This window comes from Pseudomaricurvus alcaniphilus, from assembly GCF_011440395.1.
In the GTDB taxonomy this organism is placed as follows: domain Bacteria; phylum Pseudomonadota; class Gammaproteobacteria; order Pseudomonadales; family Cellvibrionaceae; genus Pseudomaricurvus; species Pseudomaricurvus alcaniphilus.
The window spans coordinates 15,152-39,338 of sequence record NZ_JAAOIX010000004.1 but is presented as its reverse complement, the minus strand read 5'-3'; the positions used below and the strand labels follow the sequence as shown (position 1 = coordinate 39,338).

The 24,187-nt window shown below is 58.6% G+C and carries 19 protein-coding genes; 9 read left to right on the top strand and 10 right to left on the bottom strand.

Going from position 1 to position 24,187, the window contains the following annotated elements:
* Window positions 1–2: 2 nt before the first annotated feature.
* Window positions 3–737: a GGDEF domain-containing protein gene (locus G8764_RS10270; RefSeq protein ID WP_341806359.1), complete on the bottom strand. Its 735-nt coding sequence runs from the start codon at window positions 735–737 to the stop codon at window positions 3–5.
* Window positions 738–815: 78 nt separating this feature from the next.
* A complete protein-coding gene (gene mobA / locus G8764_RS10265; RefSeq protein WP_166164548.1) occupies window positions 816–1,418 on the bottom strand; it encodes a molybdenum cofactor guanylyltransferase MobA in 603 nt (200 codons plus the stop codon).
* 172 nt (window positions 1,419–1,590) lie between these two features.
* On the opposite strand from mobA, the gene pdxH reads away from it, so the two are divergent.
* The 4 genes from pdxH to G8764_RS10245 all read left to right on the top strand — a co-directional run bounded on the left by pdxH (window position 1,591) and on the right by G8764_RS10245 (window position 5,628).
* Entirely contained in the window at window positions 1,591–2,226 is a 636-nt protein-coding gene (pdxH, locus tag G8764_RS10260; protein WP_166164547.1) for a pyridoxamine 5'-phosphate oxidase, read from the top strand.
* Between the two features lie 105 nt (window positions 2,227–2,331).
* Window positions 2,332–3,339, top strand: coding sequence for an NAD(P)H-quinone oxidoreductase (locus G8764_RS10255; protein WP_166164546.1), 1,008 nt, complete (start codon window positions 2,332–2,334; stop codon window positions 3,337–3,339).
* Window positions 3,329–4,546, top strand: a complete 1,218-nt coding sequence (locus G8764_RS10250) for a CaiB/BaiF CoA transferase family protein (RefSeq protein WP_166164545.1) — start codon at window positions 3,329–3,331, stop codon at window positions 4,544–4,546. The genes G8764_RS10255 and G8764_RS10250 overlap by 11 nt, the downstream gene beginning before the upstream one ends.
* A 176-nt stretch (window positions 4,547–4,722) precedes the next feature.
* Window positions 4,723–5,628, top strand: a complete 906-nt coding sequence (locus tag G8764_RS10245; RefSeq protein WP_207951816.1) for a PhzF family phenazine biosynthesis protein — start codon at window positions 4,723–4,725, stop codon at window positions 5,626–5,628.
* Window positions 5,629–6,047: 419 nt separating this feature from the next.
* On the opposite strand, the gene G8764_RS10240 is transcribed toward G8764_RS10245, so the two are convergent.
* The 6 genes from G8764_RS10240 to G8764_RS10215 all read right to left on the bottom strand — a co-directional run bounded on the left by G8764_RS10240 (window position 6,048) and on the right by G8764_RS10215 (window position 14,793).
* Complete coding sequence (locus tag G8764_RS10240) at window positions 6,048–7,229, bottom strand: catalase family protein (RefSeq protein WP_166164543.1); 1,182 nt, start codon at window positions 7,227–7,229, stop codon at window positions 6,048–6,050.
* A gap of 27 nt (window positions 7,230–7,256) precedes the next feature.
* Complete coding sequence (locus G8764_RS10235; RefSeq protein ID WP_166164542.1) at window positions 7,257–8,756, bottom strand: Dyp-type peroxidase; 1,500 nt, start codon at window positions 8,754–8,756, stop codon at window positions 7,257–7,259.
* 91 nt (window positions 8,757–8,847) lie between these two features.
* Window positions 8,848–10,152 (bottom strand): hypothetical protein, encoded by a 1,305-nt coding sequence (locus tag G8764_RS10230; protein WP_166164541.1) that lies wholly within the window; start codon window positions 10,150–10,152, stop codon window positions 8,848–8,850.
* A gap of 123 nt (window positions 10,153–10,275) precedes the next feature.
* Window positions 10,276–10,734, bottom strand: coding sequence for a hypothetical protein (locus tag G8764_RS10225; RefSeq protein ID WP_166164540.1), 459 nt, complete (start codon window positions 10,732–10,734; stop codon window positions 10,276–10,278).
* A gap of 47 nt (window positions 10,735–10,781) precedes the next feature.
* Window positions 10,782–11,897, bottom strand: a complete 1,116-nt coding sequence (locus tag G8764_RS10220) for a catalase family protein (RefSeq protein WP_166164539.1) — start codon at window positions 11,895–11,897, stop codon at window positions 10,782–10,784.
* Window positions 11,869–14,793 (bottom strand): peroxidase family protein, encoded by a 2,925-nt coding sequence (locus G8764_RS10215; protein ID WP_166164538.1) that lies wholly within the window; start codon window positions 14,791–14,793, stop codon window positions 11,869–11,871. Before G8764_RS10215 ends, G8764_RS10220 begins: the two co-directional genes overlap by 29 nt.
* A gap of 548 nt (window positions 14,794–15,341) precedes the next feature.
* On the opposite strand from G8764_RS10215, the gene bktB reads away from it, so the two are divergent.
* Window positions 15,342–16,529, top strand: a complete 1,188-nt coding sequence (bktB, locus tag G8764_RS10210; RefSeq protein WP_166164537.1) for a beta-ketothiolase BktB — start codon at window positions 15,342–15,344, stop codon at window positions 16,527–16,529.
* Between the two features lie 510 nt (window positions 16,530–17,039).
* On the opposite strand, the gene G8764_RS10205 is transcribed toward bktB, so the two are convergent.
* Window positions 17,040–17,249: a cold-shock protein gene (locus tag G8764_RS10205; protein WP_166164536.1), complete on the bottom strand. Its 210-nt coding sequence runs from the start codon at window positions 17,247–17,249 to the stop codon at window positions 17,040–17,042.
* 363 nt (window positions 17,250–17,612) lie between these two features.
* Here G8764_RS10205 and G8764_RS10200 point away from each other — a divergent pair, with 363 nt between their 5' ends.
* Window positions 17,613–18,161: a shikimate kinase gene (locus G8764_RS10200; protein ID WP_341806373.1), complete on the top strand. Its 549-nt coding sequence runs from the start codon at window positions 17,613–17,615 to the stop codon at window positions 18,159–18,161.
* Between the two features lie 127 nt (window positions 18,162–18,288).
* Here G8764_RS10200 and G8764_RS10195 read toward each other — a convergent pair whose 3' ends face one another.
* Window positions 18,289–18,780: an Lrp/AsnC family transcriptional regulator gene (locus tag G8764_RS10195; protein ID WP_166164535.1), complete on the bottom strand. Its 492-nt coding sequence runs from the start codon at window positions 18,778–18,780 to the stop codon at window positions 18,289–18,291.
* Window positions 18,781–18,914: 134 nt separating this feature from the next.
* Between G8764_RS10195 and G8764_RS10190 the strand changes: the two genes are divergently transcribed.
* The 3 genes from G8764_RS10190 (at window position 18,915) to G8764_RS10180 (ending at window position 24,149) form a co-directional block, all read left to right on the top strand.
* Complete coding sequence (locus G8764_RS10190) at window positions 18,915–20,087, top strand: amino acid aminotransferase (protein ID WP_166164534.1); 1,173 nt, start codon at window positions 18,915–18,917, stop codon at window positions 20,085–20,087.
* Window positions 20,088–20,295: 208 nt separating this feature from the next.
* Window positions 20,296–21,498 (top strand): HD-GYP domain-containing protein, encoded by a 1,203-nt coding sequence (locus G8764_RS10185; protein ID WP_341806358.1) that lies wholly within the window; start codon window positions 20,296–20,298, stop codon window positions 21,496–21,498.
* A gap of 176 nt (window positions 21,499–21,674) precedes the next feature.
* Entirely contained in the window at window positions 21,675–24,149 is a 2,475-nt protein-coding gene (locus G8764_RS10180) for an esterase-like activity of phytase family protein (protein WP_166164533.1), read from the top strand.
* The last annotated feature ends 38 nt before the right edge of the window (window positions 24,150–24,187 follow it).

Sequence of the window (24,187 nt, the reverse complement as noted above, 5' to 3'; positions counted from 1 at the left end):
ATTCAGCGATCTTTGTCCTGATCGTTCTTGGTGCGCTCACTGCTGTCCCGAAAGAGGCCGTGCAAGGCGTCCTTTTCTGCGGTGCTGACGGTGACCGCCTGCTCGAGTTCGTGTCTCTTGCCGGCACAGACCCGGTTGCGGCCGCTGCGCTTGGCCTGGTAGAGCAGGGCGTCGACCCGCTGCACAAATTCTTCCTGGGTCTGGCGGCGGCCATGGGTATAGACATCGACCCCGAGACTGGCGCTGAGCTGGATATTGCCCTGCTCGAGGGGCAGAGGCGAAGTTTCAATCAGGTAGCGCAGGCGCTCAGCCACCTGTGAGCTGGTGAGCAGGTCGGTGGAGGGCAGGATGACCGCGAATTCTTCGCCGCCGTAACGACAGGGTATATCCAGTTTGCGCGTGGTTTTCTGCAACAGTTGGGCGATGTGCGCCAGCACCTGGTTGCCGATCTCGTGACCGTAGGTGTCGTTGACGGCCTTGAAGTGGTCCAGGTCGAGCATGATCAGCCCGGTGGCATTGCCGGAGCGCTGGGTGCGTTCGATTTCATGATCCAGGGCTTCGCTGAAGTGGCGGAAATTGAACAGCCCGGTGAGGGTATCCTGGTGTACCTGCTCGTCCAGGCGTTTGACTTTCCGGCGCAGCTTTTTCATCTCTTTTTGCAATTGCTGCAAGGCGGGCACCAGTTCGCCACAACTGGGGCACGTGCTATCGAGAGTTGTTTCTGAATTTTTTGCCACTAACTGCCAGTCCTGCCTGCTTGTACTTTGCTTGCAACCATTCAAATTTTATAACCCTTCTAAATATGGGGTATTACCCTAATAAAGTCCAGCCGCGGCCTCATTCAAATCAGCCACTGTATTGATATTGAAAAACGGATCGACAGGGGCGCTCTGGAACTCAACCTGCTGGTAGTGCAGGCTTTCGACAAATTGCATCATTCGGCGCTGCTGGTCGGTTTCCAGGAAATGGCGCAGCCGCGGCAGTACCCTGATGTGCCAGAGTGCGCAGGTGGGATGGGCCCGCTTGCCGCTGCTGGCGGCAATAACCAGGGTGTCGGTTTGGGCGGCTTGCTGCAGGTTGCGATTGAGGTCGAGGGGGAAAAACGGGGTGTCAACGGCCACGCTCAGTAACCATTGGTGCCTGGATTGCTGCTCGGCTAACCATTCCAGCCCGGTTAAAATACCCGCTAGCGGACCGGCATAGCCCCCGACCCGGTCATTGAGTTGCGGGTAGCTCCCAGCGCTGGCCAGAGGGCTATTGGTGCTGATGAGCAAGCCTTCCACTTGTGGCGCCAGGCGTTCGATAGCGCGCTGCAGCAAGGTTTTACCCTGCAACTGTAACAGTGCCTTGTTTTGGCCCATACGGCTCGAGCGGCCGCCGGCGAGAATCAGGCCGGTGGTGGGTTGTATAACAGTCATTGCAGATAGGTTCCGTTGCCCATTGGGCGCTTCTCGCGTCGCATGGCCTGACCTCGGGCCAGCAGTGAATGGCAGTGAATTGAGGGAGTCTGGGTCGGCTATTTAAGCACGACTGATTTTGCAAGGGAATCAGGCTACAATCGGGCAATTTTGCAAAACAGGTGGCAGGGCGATGGAGCTGGACAAGTTTCGCAGGGATTATCTACAGGGAGGGTTGCAGCGCCAGGACCTGGCAGACGACCCCATAGTGCAGTTTGAAACCTGGTTAAAGCAGGCAGTGGAGGCGGGCCTGAAGGATCCCACCGCAATGACCGTGGCGACTGTTGATGCCGAGGGCCAACCGAGCCAGCGCATTGTGTTGTTGAAGCACCTCGACCAGCGGGGTTTTGTCTTTTACACCAATTACGAAAGTGATAAGGCGCGGGATATTGCCGCCAATCCGCGGGTGAGTTTGCATTTTCCCTGGCATGAACTGGAGCGGCAGGTAAAAATCTGTGGCCGCGCCGAGAAGGTCAGTACCGCGGAGTCGCTCAAGTATTTCAGCTCGCGCCCAACCGAGAGCCAGTTAGCCGCCTGGGCGTCGGCCCAGAGCCGGCCAATTTCATCGCGCCAATTGCTGTTGCAACAATTTCAGGCCATGAAGGAAAAGTTCAAGCAGGGCGCCATCCCGCTGCCGGACTTCTGGGGCGGCTTTCGGGTGATTCCCGCCACGATAGAATTCTGGCAGGGAGGCGCCCACCGCCTCCACGACCGTTATAAATACCGCCGCACGGATACGGGTTGGGAGGTCGATCGCCTGGCGCCCTGATAAACCGGTCAGCGTTAGCCCGGCAATATTAAACCGGGCAACATTAATGGCCGTAGCCGCAACAAGTAGCAATAAACCAAGCATCGATAAAAGGAGAGAGCGCTTATGCGCTATGTAAACATCAGCAAACCTGGTGACATCTCGGTACTGAGTGTCGAAACCACGGAGGCGCCGGTCCCCCGCGATAATGAAGTGCTGATCGACGTCGCTTACGCTGGCGTCAATCGGCCGGATATTTTCCAGCGCCTGGGCTCTTATCCTGTGCCGGCCGGCGCGTCACCGATTATGGGCCTGGAGGTATCCGGTCGCGTGGCGGCGATTGGGTCCGGGGTAACCCGCTTTCAAGTCGGCGACCAGGTCTGTGCCCTCACCAACGGTGGCGGCTACGCCGAGCGGGTCTGTGCCGCAGAAACCCAGTGCCTGCCCGTGCCTGCAGGCTTGACTATGGCGGAGGCGGCGGCACTGCCGGAAACCTGCTTTACCGTCTGGACCAATGTCTTTGATCGCGGTCGCCTGCAGCCGGGGGAGTGGCTGCTGGTGCACGGCGGTGCCAGCGGTATCGGCACCACCGCCATCCAGATGGCCAAGGCGCTGGGGGCGCGGGTGATCGCGACCGCCAGCAGCGACGAAAAGTGCCAGGTCTGCCTGGACCTGGGGGCGGAAGTGGCGATCAACTACCGACAGCAGGATTTTGTCGAACAGGTGCGCGCGGTGACCGACGGCCATGGCGCCGATGTGATACTGGATATGGTCGGTGGCGATTATATCCCGCGCAATATCGAGGTGGCGGCGGAGGATGGGCGCATTGTCAGTATCGCTTTCCTGCGCGGAGCCAAGGTGGAGGTCAATTTCTCCCTAATGATGGCAAAGCGGTTGGTGCTTACCGGTTCGACCCTGCGGCCCCAATCGACGGCGCAAAAGGCGGCCATTGCCAGTCAGCTGCAAGAGCGTGTTTGGCCGCTGATCGAAGCCGGCGCCATCCGGCCGCTGATTGCCCGGGAATACCCGCTGCAGGAGGTCGCCGAGGCGCACAAGCTCATGGAAAGCAACCAGCTGGTGGGCAAGATTGTTTTGAATATGCACACGGATACCTATCACAGCTATGAAAACTGAGTCTTCAGCACCTGCGAATACCGCTGGCCCCCTGCGCGGGATCCGGGTGATTGAATTGGGGCAATTGCTGGCCGGCCCGTTTACCGGCTGTATGCTCGGCTATTTTGGCGCCGAGGTGATCAAGATCGAGCCGCCTGGCAGCGGCGATCCGATCCGCGGCTGGCGCGAAGTGCAGGACGGCACCTCGCTCTGGTGGCACTCACTGGCGCGCAACAAGAAGTCGGTCACTATCGACCTGAAATCTGCCCGGGGGGTGGAGCTGGTGCGCCAGTTGATCGACAGCGCCGATGTGGTGATCGAAAATTTTCGTCCCGGCACGGTGGAGAAGTGGGGGCTGGGGCCGGAACAATTCCGGCAGTCCAACCCCGGCCTGGTCTACGCCCGTATATCCGGCTATGGCCAAACCGGGCCCTACGCCAGCAAGGCGGGCTTTGCCTCGGTGTGCGAGGGCATCAGTGGTTTTCGCTACGTCAATGGCATGCCCGGCGAGGCGCCGGTGCGCCCCAACCTCAGTATTGGCGATACCATTGCCGGCATTCACACAGCCCTGGGTATTGCCCTGGCGCTGCTGGAGCGGGAGCGGGGCGGAACCGGCCAGGTGGTGGATGTGGCGCTGTACGAAGCGATGTTCAACCTGATGGAAGCGGTAGTGCCGGAGTATTCAGGCGCCGGCGTCATAAGACAGCCGTCCGGTAGCACCGTGACCGGGATCGTGCCGACCAATACCTATCGCTGTGGCGACGGCAAGTTTGTGGTTATTGGCGGCAACGGCGACTCGATTTTCCAGCGCTTGATGCGCGCCGCTGGCCACCCGGAAATGGCGACGGATGAGCGCATGGCGAACAACGCCGGTCGGGTAGAGCATGAAGCCGAGATCGACGCCGCCATCGCCGCCTGGTGTGCCGGTCGGGATTCCGCGGCCGTGCTGGCAACTTTGGATGCCGAGCGAGTACCGGCCGGGCCCATCTACAATGTGGAGGATATGTTCAACGACCCTCATTTCCAGGCCCGGGGTCTGTTTGAGGAAGTGGAAATCAACGGCAAACCGCTGCACATTCCGGCGCTGGTGCCGAAACTGGACAAAACCCCCGGTGCGACCCGTTGGAGTGGACCGGAGCTCGGCAGCCACACCGACGAAGTGCTGCAGGGGGTTCTGCATCTGTCAGCACAGGAAATAGAAAATTTAAAATCCACGGGTGTTGTTTAGCGCCGCAATCCAGTAAAGTTTGGGCTTAGCGAATCTTTGAATTAAGGGCACCCTTAAGTGGAGGTTCGTGAGAGTTTTGTCTGGCAGGTGTAGCGGCGCGCTGTGCGTACGACACTATATCCCCAGACATAACGCCTGCTTCTCTGATGCTAATGATAACAAACAGGTACCGGCTTATGGCTTTACAATACGCGTTACTGGATATTTTTGCCGATGCACCATTCCAGGGGACCCAAATCCCGGTGGTGGTGGTCGACGAGGGTGAGCTTTCCGACCAGCAGAAAACCGCCATTGCCAGCGAGTTCCAGCAAACTGAAACCGTGTTCCTGGAGCTCACTAGTGTCGATAGCCGGGTCAGTGTTTTTAGCGGCAAGGGCAAGGTGGCGTTTGGCGCGCACACGATTCTGGCGGCTTCCTATATCGCTTATGAGCGCAAGCTGACCGAGGACAAGGGCAGCTACGCCAGTTACAAGTTGCAGCAAAACTCGGAAGTCATTGACTGTTTTATTGACCAGGCCGACAGCGGCCCCGGCGCCATTCAATTCTCCCGCTCCCTGAAGCCAGTGATCGATCGTTATACGCCGCCGGCGGGGCGCATCGCCGAAGCCCTGCAGCTGGATGAAAAGCACATCGCCTTCAGCAAGTACCGGCCTATGGTGGTGAGTATTGATCACCCCATCCTGATCGTGCCCGTCACCCGGGTGGAGCATGTGTTACAGGCTCGCCCCAATGCCAGTGTTTGGACTGAGCTGCTGGCCGATACCTACGCCACGGAGATGTTCCTCTTCGCTCCGGGCTCCATTACCGGCTCGTCGGAATTTCACGGTCGTCTGCTGAATCCGGATTTGGCGCGGGGTGTGTTTCCGCCGATTGGCGGGGTGATGCCGGAGTTTGTTGCCTATCTGGCGGAGCAGGAGAATACCGCGCCCGGCACTCATACTTTCAGTATTGATCGCGGCAGTGAAGACACTCGTAAGAGTGTGTTGCGGGTCGAGTTCGACAAGCGTCCGGGCAAGAGTACCCAGTGCCGTATTGGTGGCAATGTGATCAAGATGGGTGTGGGGACGTTGTTGTATCCCTAGTTGGATTTGCTCGTCGCAGGCGATAAACCGGCGTTCGGGTTATTTAGTAGGGCGTTTTTAAATTGGCGAGTTGGCGCGCTTGGACCTGATACACTTTTGCGGTGTCGATGGGCGAGGTCGCGCAGCTGACGCGCTCAAGCCCATCCATGGGTCGCTCGACTGCCGACGCCCCCCAGGGGGCCCTCTCTCAAAGCTGCGCTTTGATTCACCTTGTCCCTGTCGGCAGACGGTCAGCCGCGCAACCTCGCCCATCGCCACTCCGACCTTCGTAGCGGAATTCGATTTTAAAATCTAAATAACTAAATGTCTGAATGCCAAAATGCCGTTGAGCTTGCCATTATATGGGTTAATTCTTTCAGTGCAGTGGTTGCGTGGTTAGCACTGATTAGGTTCTTCGTCCAAATCAACTGAACGATTTGCTACTCAAATACCTCCTCACCGGTGGGTTCCACGTGTTGGGTGTTATTCATTTTCTGGCGATAGCGGGACAGTTCGTAATACATGCGCTGGCGAGCGCGGCTTTGATTGCCCAGCGGTCGGTGCTCGGGCAGGCAGTGCCAGGGGTTCATGGTGAGTTCGCGGGTGAAGGCAAACTGGGCGGGGGAGTCGAATTTTTGTTTGGGAATGTGAATGTCGGCCACTGTAATGAAGGGCGACAGTTTCTCCGGCCACAGCACGGCCGCATTTTCGATGGGCATGCGGTGGGTGTCGGTCTGTAGTTGCAGTTGTAAGTCGAAGTCCACGGACTTTTTCGCCAGGGTCTTGATCATATTGTCGCGCAGGTAATTGCCGGGTACCCGGCCGAAGGGGACGCCGGGGATGCGGCGGTCGACCCTGGTTTTCGAGGCAAAGGAGTAGAGCACCGCCTGCCCCTCGCCGAGCAGGTAGGGTACGCAGCTGTAGTAGCGGTGGCCGAGGGGGTTGTACTGGGTTTCATTCCACAGCCCTTGCATAAGGAAGTCGCGCAGGTGGGAGTCCTTGGGGTTGAGGAAGTAGTAGATGGGCATGTCGCGCAGGCTCCAGTCCTGCAGCTTGGCGTTTTCCCGGGTGTTGGGGGTGACGAAGGTCGGGGTGCAGACGCCGATAAAATCCTGGGTGTATTTCTCGTCGTCCATGAGTTTGGGGCCGGGCACATCCATTACCTTGATTGCCATGCTGCTAAAGCCGACGTCCTGTATATCCCTGGGCACATCCGGGCCGGGGCCGGAAAAGCGAATGTAGGCGGGGTAACTGCGCGGGGTGGCGAAGATTCCCTTGCGCATGCGCTCCGGCACGTCGTCGCGAATGGTGACTGTGGCTCGCACCAGGCCGTGGGTTTTGGTATTGCCGCCGCGCTCAAATTTGCCGGGGGTAAAGTGGCCGCGCATCTGCTCGGCCATCAATTTGATGATGGCGTCGTTGCTCTCTTCTTCCCAGCTGAAAATGGTTTCTTCTGCCAGCTCAACAAATTCGTAGGGGCGGCCGAAGTTGATCAGGTATTGCAGCAGTGCCGCCGCGGGTTGGCGCAGCAGGTAGTTGAGTTGCGGCCGGAAGAAGGGTTCCAGGCGGCGCTCCACTTCCAGTGTTCTGACTAAAATGGCGTGCAGTTTTTGCAGTAGCATAGGGGTTCGCCTGTAGGTTTGATCGATTCAGCGGGTGATAAAGCGCAGCGCTTTGATCCCCGGCATAAAAAAGTAGGCGCCGCCCACAACCCGGACAAATTGCGGCAGGCCCTGGATACAGCGCGCCGGCGCGCCGGCCCGGGGTATGGAAAAGTGGTCGGTTGGCGCGGCGTTGAGCAGGGGCTCGCGGTTGCCCAGCAGCGGGTCGCTCTCGCTGGGCAGGCCGGCAAACTTGGAGCTCGCGCACCAGGCGTTCTGGACGAATTCAAACTGGCGCGAGATATTGGCGCCGAGGCAGATAAAATGCAGGCCGCGCTCCTCGCTGTCGTCGGCGGCGGCCTGCAGGGCTTGTTCCGGTGTCAGTTCAACGCCGTAGATGCGGCCGCGGCGCAACAGCCGGTGGAAACGGCTGGAGGCGACCAGGTCATCGCCGTGGTGACGGCGCCCGAAACCCAGGGTGCGCACCAGGCGCGACAGCCAGTTGTCTACACCCACCGGAAAGTCACCGCTGCGCGGGTTGGCGCGGCGCACGTGGGCGCCGATCGGGCAGCCGTGGCCGTGTGGGTCCCGGGCGTAGGTGAAGTGGTTCTGCCGGTCGCTCGGTTCGCTGCCGTCAATGGCCTCGCCTGCGGCTGCGATCAGGGGCGTGCCGTCGCGCTGGCGACCCACCATGGCGGCGGCAATCTGTTCCCGTTGCTGTGGGTCAGCGCCGGCCTGGTCGTCGACAAACTGCCAAAAACCGCGCACGTCCTGGGCTAGCTGGCGCAACACCAGGTAGGTGCCGTTGCGACCGAGATCCAGCAGTTGCGGTTGGTCTTCGGCGTCGGGCAGGGCATCGTCGCGGTCCACATCGAGCGGGTTTAACAGGGGCCTTTCGGTATAGAGGCCGTATTCGTTGCGGTAGCCCAGCAGGACTTCGCCCAGCGCCAGGCGATTGGAGTAGCGGTCGCGCTGGTGTAAATCGGTGCTGACCTGCTGTTGCCAGTCGATCAGTGGCTGGCTGATACCGTCGACAAAGCCAAACGGCTCCCGGGGGCCATTGTGGCGCGATACCAACTCGGCCAGCTGGGTGAAGGCCTGCTCAAACTGCGGCTCCCGGATGCTGGTCAGCAGGCTGTCCAGCCGGGTGGGGTCGGCGTACACCATCAGCAACAGGTGCGGGGTAGTTTCGGCGCTGCCGCCCCAGCGCCAGTGTTGCGGCGCATTGCTGCCGGTATCGCCGAGCCGGCGGGAGCGATTAGTGTCCCCGCCCAGGCCGCTGACAAACTCGTCTGACAGTTGTTCGACCAGATCCTCCGCCAGCCCCAGCGCGCGCAGGCCGGGGGCGGTGAAGGCGACCTGGAGGGCGGATTGCGGCGCTGGGGTGCTCTCGGTCGCCGAGGTGATGGCGGCGCTGTTGAGCCAGCGCCGGGCCGCCTCGAGGTCAGCAATTTTCAGCAACAGGAAAGCGCTGGCCGATAGCTGACCGTGGCCAAATCGTACCAGGCCCTGGATGTCCTCATAATCGATATCTGTGGTCTTTGTCATAGTGGCTCAGTTGCAGTGGCTCGGTTACGGTCGTTCAGTCACAGGTTGCGGCTCGCAGGTGCTCCCGCTCGATCAAGGCCAGCAAAGCAGGTCACAGCAGGGCAAGCCAGCTGCGAATCTCGCTGTCGCTGGGGTCCGGCGCCTCCAGTCCGGCGCGAATACGGCTGTTGCGGGCCAGGTCATAGGCGGTCAGGCCCGGGTAGGCCTTGTACCAGGATTCGGACGGCAACTGGTTGCGGCGCAGGGTGCGCTTGTATTTTTGTTCATACTCGGCGCCGCCTTTCAGCAGCCAGCGAGTGCGCGGGTAGCCGACGCCGTTGCTGAACACCAGGTTCAGGCCCCAGGCGACCTTGTTGATAAAGTCGTCCATATAGCTGTCGGCACTGCCGTCGTAGTTGCTGGCGAAATAGACCCGTCGGTTGTTGTCGAGCAGTACCCAGCGGGCAAAGTGTATGGTTTGCACCCGGGTCAGGTAGCCGCGCTTGTAGATATGGCGCGAGGTGTAATCCAGCAGCAGCAACCCCATCTTGATGGTGAAAAGGCGCAGGCGACCGGGTTTTACCTGGCCGAACACGTTGAAATGGTTGCTGACATCGATATCCTCCTGCTCCACCAGCGCTTGCAAGTGTGACCGCTCGGGGCGCTGGGTGTTTTCCGGGTCCGACTCTTCCAGTTGCCGCAAGCGCGCAAAATAGAAGGGGGACGCCAGCAGCATCAGCGGCGCCAGCAGCAACAGTGCCAGCGGCACCCCAACCAGGTTGATCAGGTTGCGCAGGTGCCAGCCGGCCGGTGCTGGCAGCGGGTCGCTGAGGCGCAGGCGGCGGGCGGCAATCTCCTCGGTTACAAACGCCTGCAGCTGGCGCCGCAATTGGCGCGGACGCAGGTCGCCCTGTAGTTGCTGCAGGTCGTTGAGGCGGGCGCGCAGCGCGACACTCAGGGCTTGTTCTTCCCGGGCCTGGAGCACGGTGCGGCCGCGCCAATTGATGTAGTTGGCGCTGGGCTTGCGGGAGTGGTCATGCAGCCACTGCAACAGGTTGTCGCAGTCGCTTTCAAAGTCTTCGCAGTGGGAAAAGATTTCCCGCAATCCGGGTTCCGCCCGAATCACCAACTCGGCCAGGAAAAGGTCTGCGGCACCGTCCACATCGCCAATAAAGCACAGGGTTGGCGGCCAGTCTGAGGGCTCCACCCCGTAGTCGCGAATGTCGTCGTTGGTATTGGCCTGCAGTATGGTAAAGCGCGCTACATGCAGCTGCTGCATCTGCCAGTAAGGCAGCAGCCGGTTGCGGGGGTTGGCAAAACCGGGAGCCTGGTTCATCGATCTCAGCAGGCGTTGCAAGTTGGTGAGTTGATCGCTGCGAATCACCGCGGTAATCATAAATGTCGACTGTTGGGTCATGGCGAACTCTGGGGGCTGGTCGGGAGTGTCGGCAGGTGACTGGCAGCTGTGCCTACCGTTCGGCAGAGGCTGTTCGCGCCACAAGTCCTGCGGTTGCGACGGCTTCTGCCACTGTTTTTGCCGCTAGCTCAGCGGCTTGCTGAGGGCGAAGTCCAGAATTCGGGTCTTGCCCCACCAGACCTTGCCCAGATAGACACCCGGTTCAATTTCCCGAATCTCGTCGCGAATCTTTTTGGCAAAAAATGAGGTTTTCGAATAGTCGATAACAATGGTCTCCTTGCCGTCCATCCAGCTGGCGTCCTTGTAGACCTTGGCGACGATAAAGGTCAGGCTAAAGCCGGTAATCTTGTTGATCAGGATGCCGTTTTCCTGGTTGGGGGGAAACAGGTCGAAGACCTTGCCCTGCCAGGCGAACAGGCGCGCCAGGCGGGCGTAGCAGCGGGCCAGGAAAGAGCCGGCGACAATGGCAGTGCCACGGGTGTCGCCACTGGGCAGGGTGCCGGCGCTGGCGTTTTTGTAAATCTCGTCCAGTTCGGCTCGATCCAGTTCGAGCCAGGTGCTGATGGTCGGGTGTACGTCCATATTTTTCCCTTGTGCGATGCTGATTAGTTGCGGTGAGTGAGACCAGGTTAGCGCCGGGCGTTTTCCTCTTGCCTGAATTTGCCAATCTCCGAGTAGATGGCCAGTCGCGTGCGGTTGATGCCGCCCAGTGGCCGATGCGCCTCCAGGCTCTGCCATGGATTAAAGGTCATCGCCTCGCAGTTGGCGCGCGTCGCAGCGCTGGTATCCCCCGGTTCGATGGTGATGTTGGCGACCTTGATAAAGGGCGACTCCGCTTCGCTCCACAGCACCGCGGCATTTTCAATGGGCATGGCGACCGGGTCAGTTTGAAACTGCACCATAAAGTCGAAACAGGCAGGAGTGGCCTGCAAATGGGCGTGCATGGCATCGGTGAGGAAATCGCTGTGGGCTTTCACCTTGATGTCGGGCACAGCCCCCTCACAGGGGCGCACCGAGTATTTTACCGCCCTGGTTTGATCGCTGCCGAAGCGATAGGGCGTGGTGCTCCAGTAGCGAATGGCGAATGGGTTGGCGATCTTCTCGCGGCCTTTGAGCACCACCAGCAGGGAGTAAAAGTGGGCGGGGTTCAGAAAGTACTGCCAGAGCCGCTCCTTGCGGGTGGCCTCGATAAAGTCGAGAAAGTCGGCCGGGTCGGCGGCAAACAATACCGGGTGGCTGTTGAGCAGGAAATCCTGCTCGCCCTCAACGCCCCACAGCGGAACGCCGCTGACCCCTTTGAGCTTGATCGACAGGCCGCGGAAGTCTTTTTCGGTGTCGTCATTTTCACTGGCATTGGCAAAGCGCAATTGGGCCGGGTACTCGTTTTCCTGGGCAAAGATGCCCTGGCGCAATTCCACCGGCAGGTTTTTGGCAACGCTAAAATTGGCGTCAAAACAGCCCAGGGTTTTTACCTGGTTAAAGCGCTTTACCAGGCCCTCGCCAGCAGCCCTCTGCCGGCTGACATCCTTGATGGCTTCAATCATCTGCGCTGTCTGCTGCGCTTCCCGGTCGCCGCTGCGCTCCTGCCCTAACTTGAGGGGGTTGTCGGCGCCACTGCAGGCCGCCAATAGCAGGCAGGTGCTAGCGATGCCGGCCGCGTGGCGGCTGGCTAATTTGCGGCCGGCTGGCTGGCGATCGCTGTTGCCGAGTGCGCTATTACTTAAAGGCCGGGTCGTCTTTGGCATCGTCCCTGGGCTCCCAGGAGAGTGAGTAATAGTCGCCCCGGTCTCGCGCCCAGGGGTCAAATACGTTAACCACATGCATCAGCTCGCTGCGCAATTGGGGAATGTTGCGCATCATGATGCGCTTCAGCGGTGACACGGCGATGTCGTGACCATTGGACTGTTTTGGCTCGTTGCAGACCTTGCGATCGTCTTTCATCTCGGTCAGCGGGTAGGGGCAGTCCGCCAATGGGCCGTTGTTCATGACCCAGTCGTAACCCATATGAGAGTAAAATTCCGGTCGGTAGCTGGAGGTGAAAAAGCGATCGCTGAACAATCTTCTGGAGGCGTTGAGGATAAAAATATGGAACTGGGTTTCGGAAATGGCGAAGCCGTGGGGGCGGGTGTACTCCGCCAGCCAGCCGACCACGGTGTCCACATCTTCAATGTTGTCCACGATGCTGCCATCGGGTTTGCCGTAGCAGTCGTTGATAAAGGTGCCGTCGTCGTTTTTCTGGGCGGTGGAGATAATCTTGCTGGCATCGCACTTATGGGTGCCGTACACCTCGCGCAAACTGGCCACCACTTTTTCCTGCTCCTGGCGCGCGGCGGAATCCTCCGGCAGGCGTCGGTCGACAAAGTCATCAAAGCTGGTCAGGGTGCGCAGGCCGATCTGGCGGCGGAACTCGTTAAAGCGCGGTACCCCGCGCTCGCGGTCGCGAATAATATCCAGGGCGACGATATCCAGTTTGCCACTGGGTGAATCCAGGTGCGGCATGTCCAGGTTTTGCAGGAACAGGGGATGGTTTTGCAGGTGCAGCAAACCGAGCCGCTGGCGGCCCATACTCAGGCCCCAGTTTTCCAGGCTGCCGCTGCGCATTTGGCTGCTGCTACCGGCGCGCACGGTATCGACCACCGGCACCTTGCTGGCGATCTGGTTGGGATCCTGGTGGCGGCGAAACTCGATCAGGTCCGGTACCAGCGGGTGCAGGCGATAGACCGTGGTGAATTCTTCCGGGAAGTTAAAGGGGGAGCCGAAGTGATTGACGCCGCCGTTGACGTCGCGCAGGTCAGTCAGGTCCCAGGCGTCGCGCTTCCACCACAGCATGCCCTCTTCGCGCTTGTTGTTAAGGCCAAAGATGCCGGCCCCGGAGGCGAGTATCGAGTACAGGGCGTTGCTCTTGTCACCCTCGCCCTTGCGGTCAAACAGGCTCGCCAGTTTTGCGGAGGTGCGGCTGAGGATGTTTTCGTCGCGGTTGAAAATCTTGCGCAAGACCTGGGAGACGCTGTCTTCCTCGACGTTGAACAGGCCAAACCAGTTGGAGTTCATGCCCAGGTACAAGGGTTCATCGTAGAGCAATTGGGTAGTCCACTCGATGGTGTGGATTTTGGCGATTTCCGCTGCCACCACCAGGCGTGCCACCTGGAAGATCTCTTCATCGCTGACGTCCTTGTAGGTAAGGACCTGTTGCGGCCGGATCGGGTTGCGCAGGCCGGAATCCCGGTCCGGGTGGGCTTTTTGCAGGCGCCGGAATTCATCCACCACGCTGTTGTGCTCACGCACAAACAGGTTGTGATAGAAACTCATGCCGATATTCCAGTTGTCCGGAAAGGCGGCCACTTCCTGGCCCTGCCACTGGGGCTGGATCGGGCAGTCTGGCTGGCACTCGGAAAACAGTGGCAGGTAACCACCCGGCTGCCACAGTTTGGCGGGGTCATTGCGGTCGCGCAGGACTCGCTGGCTGGAGATGGCATCGTGACCATAGATTTGGGACGCGTCCCACCAGGCGGTGATGGTGTTCGCGGTGGTGCGGTAGGCGCGTTTCTGGTAGTTCTGGCCGTTGTGGTTGAAGCTGCCCGGCGTACCCTCGGCGGCGACTAATGTAGCTTCGCGACGATCACCGGGGCGGCAGCCGAGGCTCTCGGCTTCCTCGTCACAGCCCACGCTTTCCAGTCCGGGGCTATTGCGGCCCTCGTAGGTGTGGGAGAACCAGTCGTGGGTCATAAATTGAATCCAGAAGGCAGCGAGGACGTTAAAGAAGGGCGCTTTCTGGTAGTCGCAATGGGCCTGGTTGGGGTTGGCGTCCAGGCCTTTGCCGGCGTTGCACAGATCGGGTCGGCTTTGCTCCCGGGTGAACAGCTTGCGGCTGATCAGTTGCGGATCCGGCGTCAGCAGGCCGAGACGGTTGCCGTTTTCCGGGTCGCTATGGCGGGCAATGGTCAGCTCATTTTGCCCCAGGCGGGGGAAAGTGGACTCGAACTGGGTGTTGCGGGCGAAGAGTGTACCGCTGGAACCCATCAGGGGGTTGAAGACATCGTTGCAGATGCCGGTGAGGGTGCGCCAGCGAATCAATTCGCCGTTGCAGGACTGCGGCCCGGAGCCGCCCACCTGCTGATAGAACGGGTGCTCGGGTGGCAGGCGCATGGCGTCCCACTGCTTGAGGGTGGAGCCGGGCTTGCCGCCGATGCCCTTGATATAGGATTCGTAGGTGTAGTTATCGAACAGATTGAACTTGATCAGTTCGATGCGCTGGTATTCCAGGTCGATCAGCGAGCCATCGATGCCGCGGCCATTGGGTTTGGCGTGCTCGCCGAGCAGGGTCTTGGCCTCTGAGCCCTCCTTTTTGGTACTGGCATCGCCGGTGGCCCAGTAATTGGACCAATCCACCCAGGGGGTATCCCGGTATTGCACCGCTTTGTCGCCGCCGCGACAGCGGGCGGTATCCTCTTGTACCTTGCCCTGGAAGCGCTCGGATCGATCATCTGCTATTTCCCGAAAACCTTCCTTTACCACTCGGGCACAGGCCGCCAGCTCTTCTTTGGAAGAGTCGGTACAGCTGGCCAGTAGCAGGGTCGTGGTGATTAGCAGGGTAAGCGTCGCGGACCGGGGGGGGCGTCGCGCTGTGTTTGATGACGGCATGATCCCTGACCCTTTAGTTGGACCAAAGAATGAATGAAGCGCAACTAACAGGTGATTACGTGACACGAAACTCCTCCCTAAGATAATCCGAGTCGAGCAGAGTGTTTTTAGAATTTATTTTACTCAACAGTTCTTAACTTATTAGCAATAAGATATGGGTGGAAGAAATGCTTTGGTATATACAGATCCATGGAAAGAATCAGAAAGAATAAAAACTGTCGGCAGCTGCGTTTTGCTTCAGGGGTCTAGGGCACAGGGCCTATTTAAGTGTCGTCAGCCCCTGCGTGGCGCTTGCCAGCGCGCAGGCGGCAAATGCCGTCCGTGCAAATTATGTTGACTGATTAGGTTGTCGGGCAAAGGGCGCTGCCAAAGTCCAATTTGCCGGCAGGGGTTGGACCGGGCTCGCAATGGCTGGTTGACGCGGTGGGGTAAGCCGTTGGGACGATAGGCAACTAGCGTACTGTCTGATTATTTAGGTTATAATGCCGCGCTTTAAAAATTAATCAAATAAAGTCGGTGATAACGGCTGGAATTAGAGGATGGCAAAAATGAGTCAACGTGAAGTAGTAGTTTTGAGTGGTGTACGCACCGCAATTGGGGATTTTGACGGCAGTTTGAAAGACATTCCGCCGACCGATCTGGCGGCCCAGGTGACGCAGGAAGCCCTGCAGCGCTCCGGTTTACAGGCCGCGGATATCGGCCACGTAGTGTTTGGTAATGTCACTCACTCCGATCGCAGGGATATGTATATGAGCCGGGTGGCGGCACTCAAGGCGGGTATTCCCGAGAGTGTGCCGGCCCTGACCGTCAATCGCCTCTGTGGCTCCGGCTTGCAAGCGATCATTTCGGCCGCGCAAATGATAGTTCTGGGAGATGCCCAAGCCGCAGTCGCCGGTGGTGCAGAGTCCATGAGCCGGGTGCCTTACTGGCTGCCCAGCGCCCGCTTCGGTGCCCGTATGGGCGATGGGGTTATGGTGGATGCCATGACCGCTGCGTTGACTTGCCCGTTTGGCGATACTCACATGGGCATCACGGCGGAAAACATCGCCGAGAAGTGGGGGATTAGCCGTGAGGAGCAGGATGAACTGGCTGCCCTGAGCCACAATCGGGCCGAAAATGCCATCAAAAACCACTATTTCGAATCGCAAATCCTGCCCATTGAGCAGACGCGACGCAAGAAAGTGACGGTTTTTGCCGAAGACGAACACGTGCGTATGGGGGCGACTCCGGCGGATATGGCCAAGTTGCGTCCGGCCTTCAAGAAAGACGGCTCGGTCACTGCGGCCAATGCTTCCGGCCTCAATGATGCCGCCGCGGCGCTGGTGCTGATGGATGCGGAGGCTGCCGCCGCCAGAGGATTGCAGCCGATGGCGAAAATAAAGGCCTACAGCTTTGTCGGGGTCGAGCCGAAATACATGGGTATCGGCCCGGTACCAGCGGTTCGCAGCCTGCTGGAAAAAACCGGTTTGCAAGTGGCTGATATCGATACCTGGGAAGTGAATGAAGCGTTTGCAGCCCAGGCGCTGGCGGTTGCCAGGGATCTGGGGCTGCCGGCAGACAAAGTTAACCCCAACGGCAGCGGCATTTCTTTGGGGCATCCCATCGGCGCCACGGGTGCCATTATTAGCGTCAAGGCCCTGTACGAACTGCAGCGCATCGGTGGTCGCTATGCGGTGGTCACTATGTGTATTGGCGGTGGCCAGGGAATTGCAGCCCTGTTTGAGCGCTGCGAGTAACTGACTGCTACGGCTGGCGGTAGGCGGCTGGGCAACCAGTGGCGACCGTCGGCTAGCATTGGTTTTTGTATTGGTTTTGTGGTGCGGGCTGTGTTCAGCAGCGCGTACTATGTTCAGCAGCGCGTACTAGGTTCAGCAGCGCGTACTAGGTTCAGTAATACGTGCGGTACTGCCAGCCTTCTGCCTGAGCGATTTAAGGCGGGTAAAACGGCGGGCGCGGTTGGCAATCGAGGCTGAGCTGGCAAGATGGAGCCGCAAACAATCGCCAGAGGCCAAACAGTCGCTAAGGCCCTGGCTTTTGCCAGCGAATTTCTCGCTAACCCTTAATAACAGTTAACCCTTAATAACAGTTAACCCTTAATAACAGTTAACCCTTAATAACAGTTAACCCTTAATAGCAGCTCAACCTGAGTGGCCGCTAGCCTTCAATATCAATGTCAGTTGGTCGCCATTGGCTGGCGTCGACTTGAGATCGAAAGCTGTCCGCGCCCGTATTATTCCAGCAACAACTTACTCTGGAACAACGTTCTCCGCCTGAGGGCCCTTCTTACCATCAGTGACGTTAAAAGAAACTTTTTGCCCTTCGGCCAGGGTTTTGAAACCGCTGCCCTGAATGGCGCTGAAGTGAACGAAAACGTCTGGACCTGATTCCTGTTCAATGAAGCCAAAACCTTTGGATTCGTTAAACCATTTCACTTGTCCGGTGTGTGTTGTTGACATAACTAATTACTCAAACTCAATTTAATGGGATCCGCGAGGGACAGTACCAAGAAATGTAGGCATAGCGTATGTAGAACGAGGCAAGAAGAAGCCGAATGGCAATTTGACGGGTCTAAACATAATAACTTTGTTGCTGTCTTTTCCGTGTAACCAATCTATGGAGTCGTACATCCATGGGCAAGAAAAGTTTGCGCAACGCGCAGAACCACAATTTCTTAAAACCGATCCTAGCAGCAGTTTTCCGGCTTGCAAAGTGTTTATTTTCAATCTTTAAACTATGGATTCAAGGGACTGGTTGCGGTTAGGCTGGCGGTAGGTGCAGTTGTCTGCGCGGGGCCTTAATAGAGGAGATAGATTGGTTTGGTGGAAGGCGAAAAAAAAGAGCATATACAGCGCCCCCGCAGCATCATCCTGGTGGGTATGCCGGGCGCGGGTAAGAGCACCTTGGGGGTGATGTTGGCCAAGGCGCTGGGCAAGGATTTTGTAGATACTGATTTGTTGATCCAGTCCCAGGCGGGTACAACCCTGCAGCAGATCATTGATCAACAGGGCTACCTGCACCTGCGGGCGGTGGAAGAGTCGGTGCTGCTCGGTTGCCAGTTTGGCAATCACGTGGTCGCCACCGGCGGCAGTGCCGTCTATAGCGAGCCGGGTATGCAGCACTTGCGCAAATTTGGTGCAGTAGTGTTTCTCGATGTGGCGCTCGATGAGCTGCGTAAGCGAGTGACAGACTACGATAATCGCGGTATCGCCAGGCGCGAGGGGCAGTCCTTCGAGTCCCTGTTCGCGGAGCGCCGGGCGCTGTACCTGCGCTATGCGGACTTGCGTATCGACTGCGCTGGCCTGTCCCACAATGAGGCGCTGGCAAAGCTGTTGGTGGCGCTCGAGAATTATTACCAGTCGCCCGTTTAGCTAGCGTTATTCGCGCGCAGGCGACGGTACGACTTCCTGTAATTCCTAGAATTCAAATAGTTACAGGGTCCACGCCTGGGCGGGGACCACCGAATAGAGTTGCTGGACTAAAGCTCCTGGACGGCTGTTAACTGGTCGGGCTGATGGCGTCCAGCGGCAGGGCAGTGGTGTATTTGACCTGTTTCAGGGCAAAAGTGGAATTGATCGACGCCACGTTTGGCAGGTGCACCAGGGTTTGTTTCAGCAGCTGCTCGTAGTGGTCCACGCTGCTCACAATAATGCGCAATAAATAATCTTTCTCTCCGGTGGTGGAGTAGCACTCGACCACCTCCTTGACCGCCTGCACCGCGGACTCGAAGGCATTGAGTGAGTCCTCGTCGTGGCTCTTGATGGTCAGGTAGGCGTGCACGCTGACCCGCATATTCAGTTGCTTGGCGTTTAGCAGGGTAACCTTGCCGAGGATATAGCCGTCCGCTTCGAGGCGCTTGATGCGGCGCCAACAGGGGGTGTGGGAAAGCCCCACCAGGTCGCCGAGCTCGTTCATGGAGTAGTCGGCGTTTTCCTGCAGCGCTTTTAGTATTTTAATGTCGAAATCATCGAGCTGGGAGTGATCTGTCATGCGGTGTCCGGTGAAATTATTTGGCGATCAGTAAAAGCAGTATAGGATTGAATCCCAAAGCTTCAATCTGGCGGCGATAATTCTCTATAATGGCGGGTTGAGTCAGTTCACCGAAACCTACAAGGGCAATAACGATGTTTGAGCAGCTAAAAGCGCTTCCTACCGACCCCATTCTGGGGTTGTCTGCGGCTTTTGCGCGGGATGAGAACCCCGATAAGATCGATCTGGGGGTCGGGGTCTACAAGACCGAGGCAGGAGATACCCCGGTTTTGGATACCATCAAGGTGGCCGAGGCCCGGTTGCTGCAGACCGAGACGAGCAAGAGTTACCAGGGAATGGCCGGTAATATGGCGTTTAACCAGGCGCTGCAGGCGCTGATATTTGGCGACCTGGCCACGGATTCCCGCGTCAATACCCTGCAGACACCGGGCGGCTGCGGCGCACTGCGGGTGGGGGCAGAGCTGATCAATCGCGCCCGCCCCGGTGCCAACATTTGGGTTAGCAGCCCCACTTGGGCCAATCACATTCCGTTGCTGGGCAGCGCCGGGCTGAAGTTTAAGGAATACCCTTACTACGATGCTGGCCGCCGGGCGCTGGACTTCGACGCCATGTACAACTGTCTCGCCCAGGTGCCAGCGGGTGATGTGGTGCTGTTACACGGCTGTTGCCACAACCCCTGTGGTGCGGATTTAAGCAACGAGCAGTGGCAGGCCGTGGCCAGTCTGGCGGAGCAGCAGGGCTTTACTCCGTTTATCGATCTCGCGTACCAGGGTTTTGGCGACGGTATCGAGCAGGATGCCTATGGCGTGCGTTTGCTGGCGGCAACCCTGCCCGAGTTGATGGTGGCCAGCTCCTGCTCGAAAAATTTCGGTCTCTACCGCGAGCGTACTGGTGCCCTGAGCGTGATGGGTACTAACACCGCCAGCTCTGGAGTGGCCTTCGGCCAGCTGCAGAATATCGCCCGGGGCATCTATTCCATGCCGCCGGCCCACGGCGCCTCGCTGGTGCAAATCGTGCTGGAAGACTCCCAGCTGCGCCGGCAGTGGAGTGACGAGGTAGCGGCCATGCGGACCCGGATCAAGCAGTTGCGCCAGGATCTGGCCGCGGCACTGGCTGACTGCGGGGATTTTGACTTTATTACCCGCCAGCGTGGCATGTTTTCCTTCCTGGGTTTGTCCGAGGCCCAGGTCGTGAAGTTGCGCGAGGAGCACAGCGTCTACATGGTGGGCTCCAGTCGCATCAATATCGCTGGCATTAACAGTGCCAACCTGGCGAATCTGGCCGGGGCCATCAAGGCGGTTTTATAGAGATAAATTCGAACAATATTACCTCCCAATTATTGGCCGGAAGGCTTGATCCTTGCTATATATTATAGATCGTAATGGATAGTAAGAGCTGCAGTAAGAGCTGTGGTGGGAATAGGCTCGCAGGAAAACGTGATTTTGGGGAAAGCAGGGTGCGGTTAGTATGAATTCGGGCTCGATGAAGTCGGTCAGGGGGCGCAGGAAAATCCATGTGTCAGAGCTCCAGGTCGGCATGTATGTGGCCGAGCTCGATCGGGATTGGCTGGGAACCCCTTTTTTGTTGCAGGGCTTTACCGTGCAGTCGCGGGCGGATGTGGAGACCGTGCAAAAGTACTGTGAGCACGTCTGGATCGAGGCCACCGATGTGGTCTTCACCTCGCAACCGGTGCGCGAAGGTATCAAGCCAGCGCGCCAGTCCCAACCTCGATATGTCAACAAGGTCTCCACGGCCACCGAGCACCGGCAGGCATTTGGTATTCACCACCAGGCGCGCAGCATAACCAAGAGCTTGCTCGATGAAGTGCGTTTGGGAGCCGCGGTCAACACCGAGCAGGCCCGGGAAACCGTCAGTGGCTGCGTGCAGAGTATTCTGCGCAACGCCGACGCCATGTTGTGGATGACCCGGATTCGCAACGAAGATGAGTATACCGCCGAACACTGTCTTAATGTCTGCGTGCTGGCCATTGCCTTCGGTCGTCATTTAGGCATGGATGAAGGCGATTTGCACAAGATTGGTTTGTGCGGCCTGTTACACGATGTGGGCAAAATGAAGATCGCCCCGGAAGTGCTCAACAAGCGCGAGAAACTGACCGACAAAGAATTCAAGATGATCAAGGCCCACACCGTGCACGGTCGCAATCTGCTGATGGCGTCCAGCAACAAGGATTCCTACCTGGGCATGGTGGACGTCGCCTACAGTCACCACGAGCGCCTCGACGGTACCGGTTACCCGCGCAAGCTCAAAGCGTCGGGTATCTCCACTTTTGCGCGCATTATCGCCATTGTGGATGCCTATGACGCCATGACCACCAAGCGCTGCTATGAAAATGCGCGCCCCTCTACTGAGGCATTGAAAGAAATTTATCGCTGTCGCGGCACCCATTTTGACGAGGAGTTGGCGGAGCGTTTCACTGAAATGGTAGGGCTCTACCCGCCTGGCAGTATTGTGGAGCTGCGCAATGGCCAGGTGGGCATCGTTTTCGATACCAACCAGAAGTACCGGCACCTGCCCAAGGTGTTGGTGGTGCGGGATGAAAACAAGCAGCCCTGCCCGGAGCGTGTGGTGGCGCTGGCCGACACCGAGAAAGGCACCCTCGACAAGACCCATTTGATCCAGCGGGTCATCACCGATGGCACCCACGGTGTCACTTTGCAGGAGTACCGCGAGAAGGGGCTGCAAATATCCTTTAATTAAGTTCCCGGGAAAGTCATCCCTGACTTTCCCGGTGGGGTCGCTGCGCCAAACGCTGCGGAAAAGCGCCGTCACAAAACTGCAATCAGGCTGTAAAACTCCATTGTTAAGGTCCCTGCGGATCAAACAGGTTGATGTCCACACAACCTGTTCCGTAACCCGAAGATGGAGCAGCAAGAATGAAAAAAATCTTTACCGCGTTGCCGCTGGCAGTGGCAATTTGTGGGGCCGCGCTGGGCGCCCAGGCTGAGCAGCGTTATTTGCAGCGGGTCAGTGTCTTCCCGGTATGCGAGAACATCGAGCGCAACTGCGATACGGATACAGAAACCAGCGCGGAGATCGTGGTGCCCAGTCGCGATGGCAAGGTGCTGGTCTATACCGACAGCCAACAAGAGCAGATTGGCTTTGTCGACATCTCCAAAGTGCGCAACCCCAAGGGAATGGGCACTATCCCCCTGGCGGGAGAGCCCACCTCGGTCGATGTCTGGGGTCGTTACGCCTTTGTTGCAGTCAATACCTCCAGTGGCGATGTGATCCCCGGCAGTGAAGATGCCAATGCCGACCTCAAATTCACCCGTGCCATGTCCGGTGAGCTGGTGGTGTTCGATATGCACAGTGGCGACCAACTGCTGACGATTCCGCTGAGTGGCCAGCCGGACTCTGTGGCGGTGAGCCCGGACGGCCAGTACGTAGCCATTGCCATTGAGAGCGAGCGCGATGAGGAAATCTGCGTCGGCGGGTTGGCCAATGCCCAGCCAGTGCCAGAGGACGATGACGCGGCCGCAGAGGCCTGCGAAGACGGCGGTGGTGGAGTGGGTATTCCAGGCCAGGGGCCGGCCGGTGGACTCGATATTGTGAAGCTGGAAGGAGACCCGAAAACCTGGCACGTGCGCATCCGTCGCAATAACAAATACCCCGGCGCCAATATACCCCTGTACAGCCATTCAACCGTATCAATGGTTGGTATTGCGGACAAGTTTCCAGCGGATCCGGAACCCGAATACGTGGACATCAACAAGAAAAATATCGCCGTGGTCACCCTGCAGGAAAACAACCATATCGCTCTGGTCAACCTGGAAAAGGGCAAGGTCTTCAACCATTTCAGCATGGGTGATGTGGACTTGTCCCGGATTGACACCAAGGAAGAGGATATCCCTCTGATTTCGCTTACCGACGAGCAATTTGCCAGGCCGCGGGAGGCTGACGGTGTTACCTGGATCAATCGCGCCCAGTTCGCCACTGCCGATGAAGGTGATATGGATGGTGGCAGCCGCGGCTTTTCCATCTACAATCGCCTCGGAGTGCTGGACTACAGTTCCGGCAACGAGCTGGATCACCTGGCGGTGCGCTTCGGCCACTACCCGGACGATCGCTCTAAAAACAAGGGTAACGAGCCGGAAAACGTCGATTTCCTCGAGTTCAGGGGCAATGCCCAGTTGTTGGCGGTGGCCTCCGAGCGTTCCAGCGTGTTGTTTATCTACGACGTGCGCAATCCTTCCAATCCGCAATTCCTGCAGGTATTACCCGCCGGAGTAGCGCCGGAAGGGGTGAAAGCCATCCCGCGGCGCAACCTGCTGGTCGCGGCCAGCGAAGCGGATAGCCGCGACGACAAACACCGCTCGGTCATTAATATCTACAAATACGGTTATAAAAATCCCATTTACCCGACCATCGAATCGGCCAATCGCGCCGACGGCACGCCGATTCCCTGGGGGGCTTTATCCGGTTTGGCGGCAGCAAGCAACGATGTGGCCTATACCATCCACGACAGCTTTTACCAGCAGAGCCGGATTTTCGAACTGGACCTGAGCGCGCAACCGGCGCGCATCGTCAGTGAGATCGTGCTGCGTGACAGTGCTGGTCTGTTGGCTGGGCTCGACCTGCCGGCCGGCCCCGATGACGAGGCCTTCGATAGCGACGACCTGGCGGCGCTCATCAATGCGGACAAGTCCGTCAACCTCGACCCGGAAGGTATCGCCGTGGCCTCTGACGGTGGCTTCTGGGTTGCCTCGGAGGGCGCCGGCTCGGTACCTGCCTATGAATCCGGCCGACCGATCAGTTCGGCCAACCTGGTGCTTAAAACCGATGCTGAAGGCAATATTACCCGGGTCATCACGCTGCCGGCGGAGGTGAATGCCGGGCAGCGCCGGTTTGGTTTCGAAGGTGTGGCGGAGCACGATGGCAAACTGTACGTGGCCATGCAGCGCCCCTGGACGGAACTGGGGGATAGCAAGGATGTCGATCACGCCCGTATCGCGGTCTATGACCTGGGCGCCGCAACCTGGTCGTTCCTGTTTTATCCGCTCGATCCACGGGAGTCGCAGAACGGCGGCTGGGTGGGGCTGTCGGAAATTACCGCGCTGGGGAATGGCGAGTTCATGGTTGTCGAGCGCGACAACCAGGCCGGCCCCGATGCGGCCATTAAGCGCCTGTACACCTTCGATACAACCGGCCTGGAAGACGGGGCGGTGCTGACCAAGACCTTGTTGGACGACCTGATGGACGACCTGCAAGCCCCGGGCGGGCTGGTGTTGGAGAAAATAGAAGGCGCTGCCGTACTGCCTGACGGTGATGTGCTGATCGTCAATGACAACGACGGCGTTGATGCCTCCAACGGTGAAACCCAACTGATCAACCTGGGTAAATTGCTGTAGGGTTCGGCTGCAGCCGCATTCTGTTTGTCGACACGGGC

Bases quoted from the DNA above. Each gene is read 5' to 3' on its own strand.
- mobA (WP_166164548.1), bottom strand. From the start codon at position 1,418: ATGACTGTTATACAACCCACCACCGGCCTGATTCTCGCCGGCGGCCGC.
- pdxH (WP_166164547.1), top strand. From the start codon at position 1,591: ATGGAGCTGGACAAGTTTCGCAGGGATTATCTACAGGGAGGGTTGCAG.
- G8764_RS10255 (WP_166164546.1), top strand. From the start codon at position 2,332: ATGCGCTATGTAAACATCAGCAAACCTGGTGACATCTCGGTACTGAGT.
- G8764_RS10250 (WP_166164545.1), top strand. From the start codon at position 3,329: ATGAAAACTGAGTCTTCAGCACCTGCGAATACCGCTGGCCCCCTGCGC.
- G8764_RS10245 (WP_207951816.1), top strand. From the start codon at position 4,723: ATGGCTTTACAATACGCGTTACTGGATATTTTTGCCGATGCACCATTC.
- G8764_RS10240 (WP_166164543.1), bottom strand. From the start codon at position 7,229: ATGCTACTGCAAAAACTGCACGCCATTTTAGTCAGAACACTGGAAGTG.
- G8764_RS10235 (WP_166164542.1), bottom strand. From the start codon at position 8,756: ATGACAAAGACCACAGATATCGATTATGAGGACATCCAGGGCCTGGTA.
- G8764_RS10230 (WP_166164541.1), bottom strand. From the start codon at position 10,152: ATGACCCAACAGTCGACATTTATGATTACCGCGGTGATTCGCAGCGAT.
- G8764_RS10225 (WP_166164540.1), bottom strand. From the start codon at position 10,734: ATGGACGTACACCCGACCATCAGCACCTGGCTCGAACTGGATCGAGCC.
- G8764_RS10220 (WP_166164539.1), bottom strand. From the start codon at position 11,897: ATGCCAAAGACGACCCGGCCTTTAAGTAATAGCGCACTCGGCAACAGC.
- G8764_RS10215 (WP_166164538.1), bottom strand. From the start codon at position 14,793: ATGCCGTCATCAAACACAGCGCGACGCCCCCCCCGGTCCGCGACGCTT.
- bktB (WP_166164537.1), top strand. From the start codon at position 15,342: ATGAGTCAACGTGAAGTAGTAGTTTTGAGTGGTGTACGCACCGCAATT.
- G8764_RS10205 (WP_166164536.1), bottom strand. From the start codon at position 17,249: ATGTCAACAACACACACCGGACAAGTGAAATGGTTTAACGAATCCAAA.
- G8764_RS10195 (WP_166164535.1), bottom strand. From the start codon at position 18,780: ATGACAGATCACTCCCAGCTCGATGATTTCGACATTAAAATACTAAAA.
- G8764_RS10190 (WP_166164534.1), top strand. From the start codon at position 18,915: ATGTTTGAGCAGCTAAAAGCGCTTCCTACCGACCCCATTCTGGGGTTG.
- G8764_RS10180 (WP_166164533.1), top strand. From the start codon at position 21,675: ATGAAAAAAATCTTTACCGCGTTGCCGCTGGCAGTGGCAATTTGTGGG.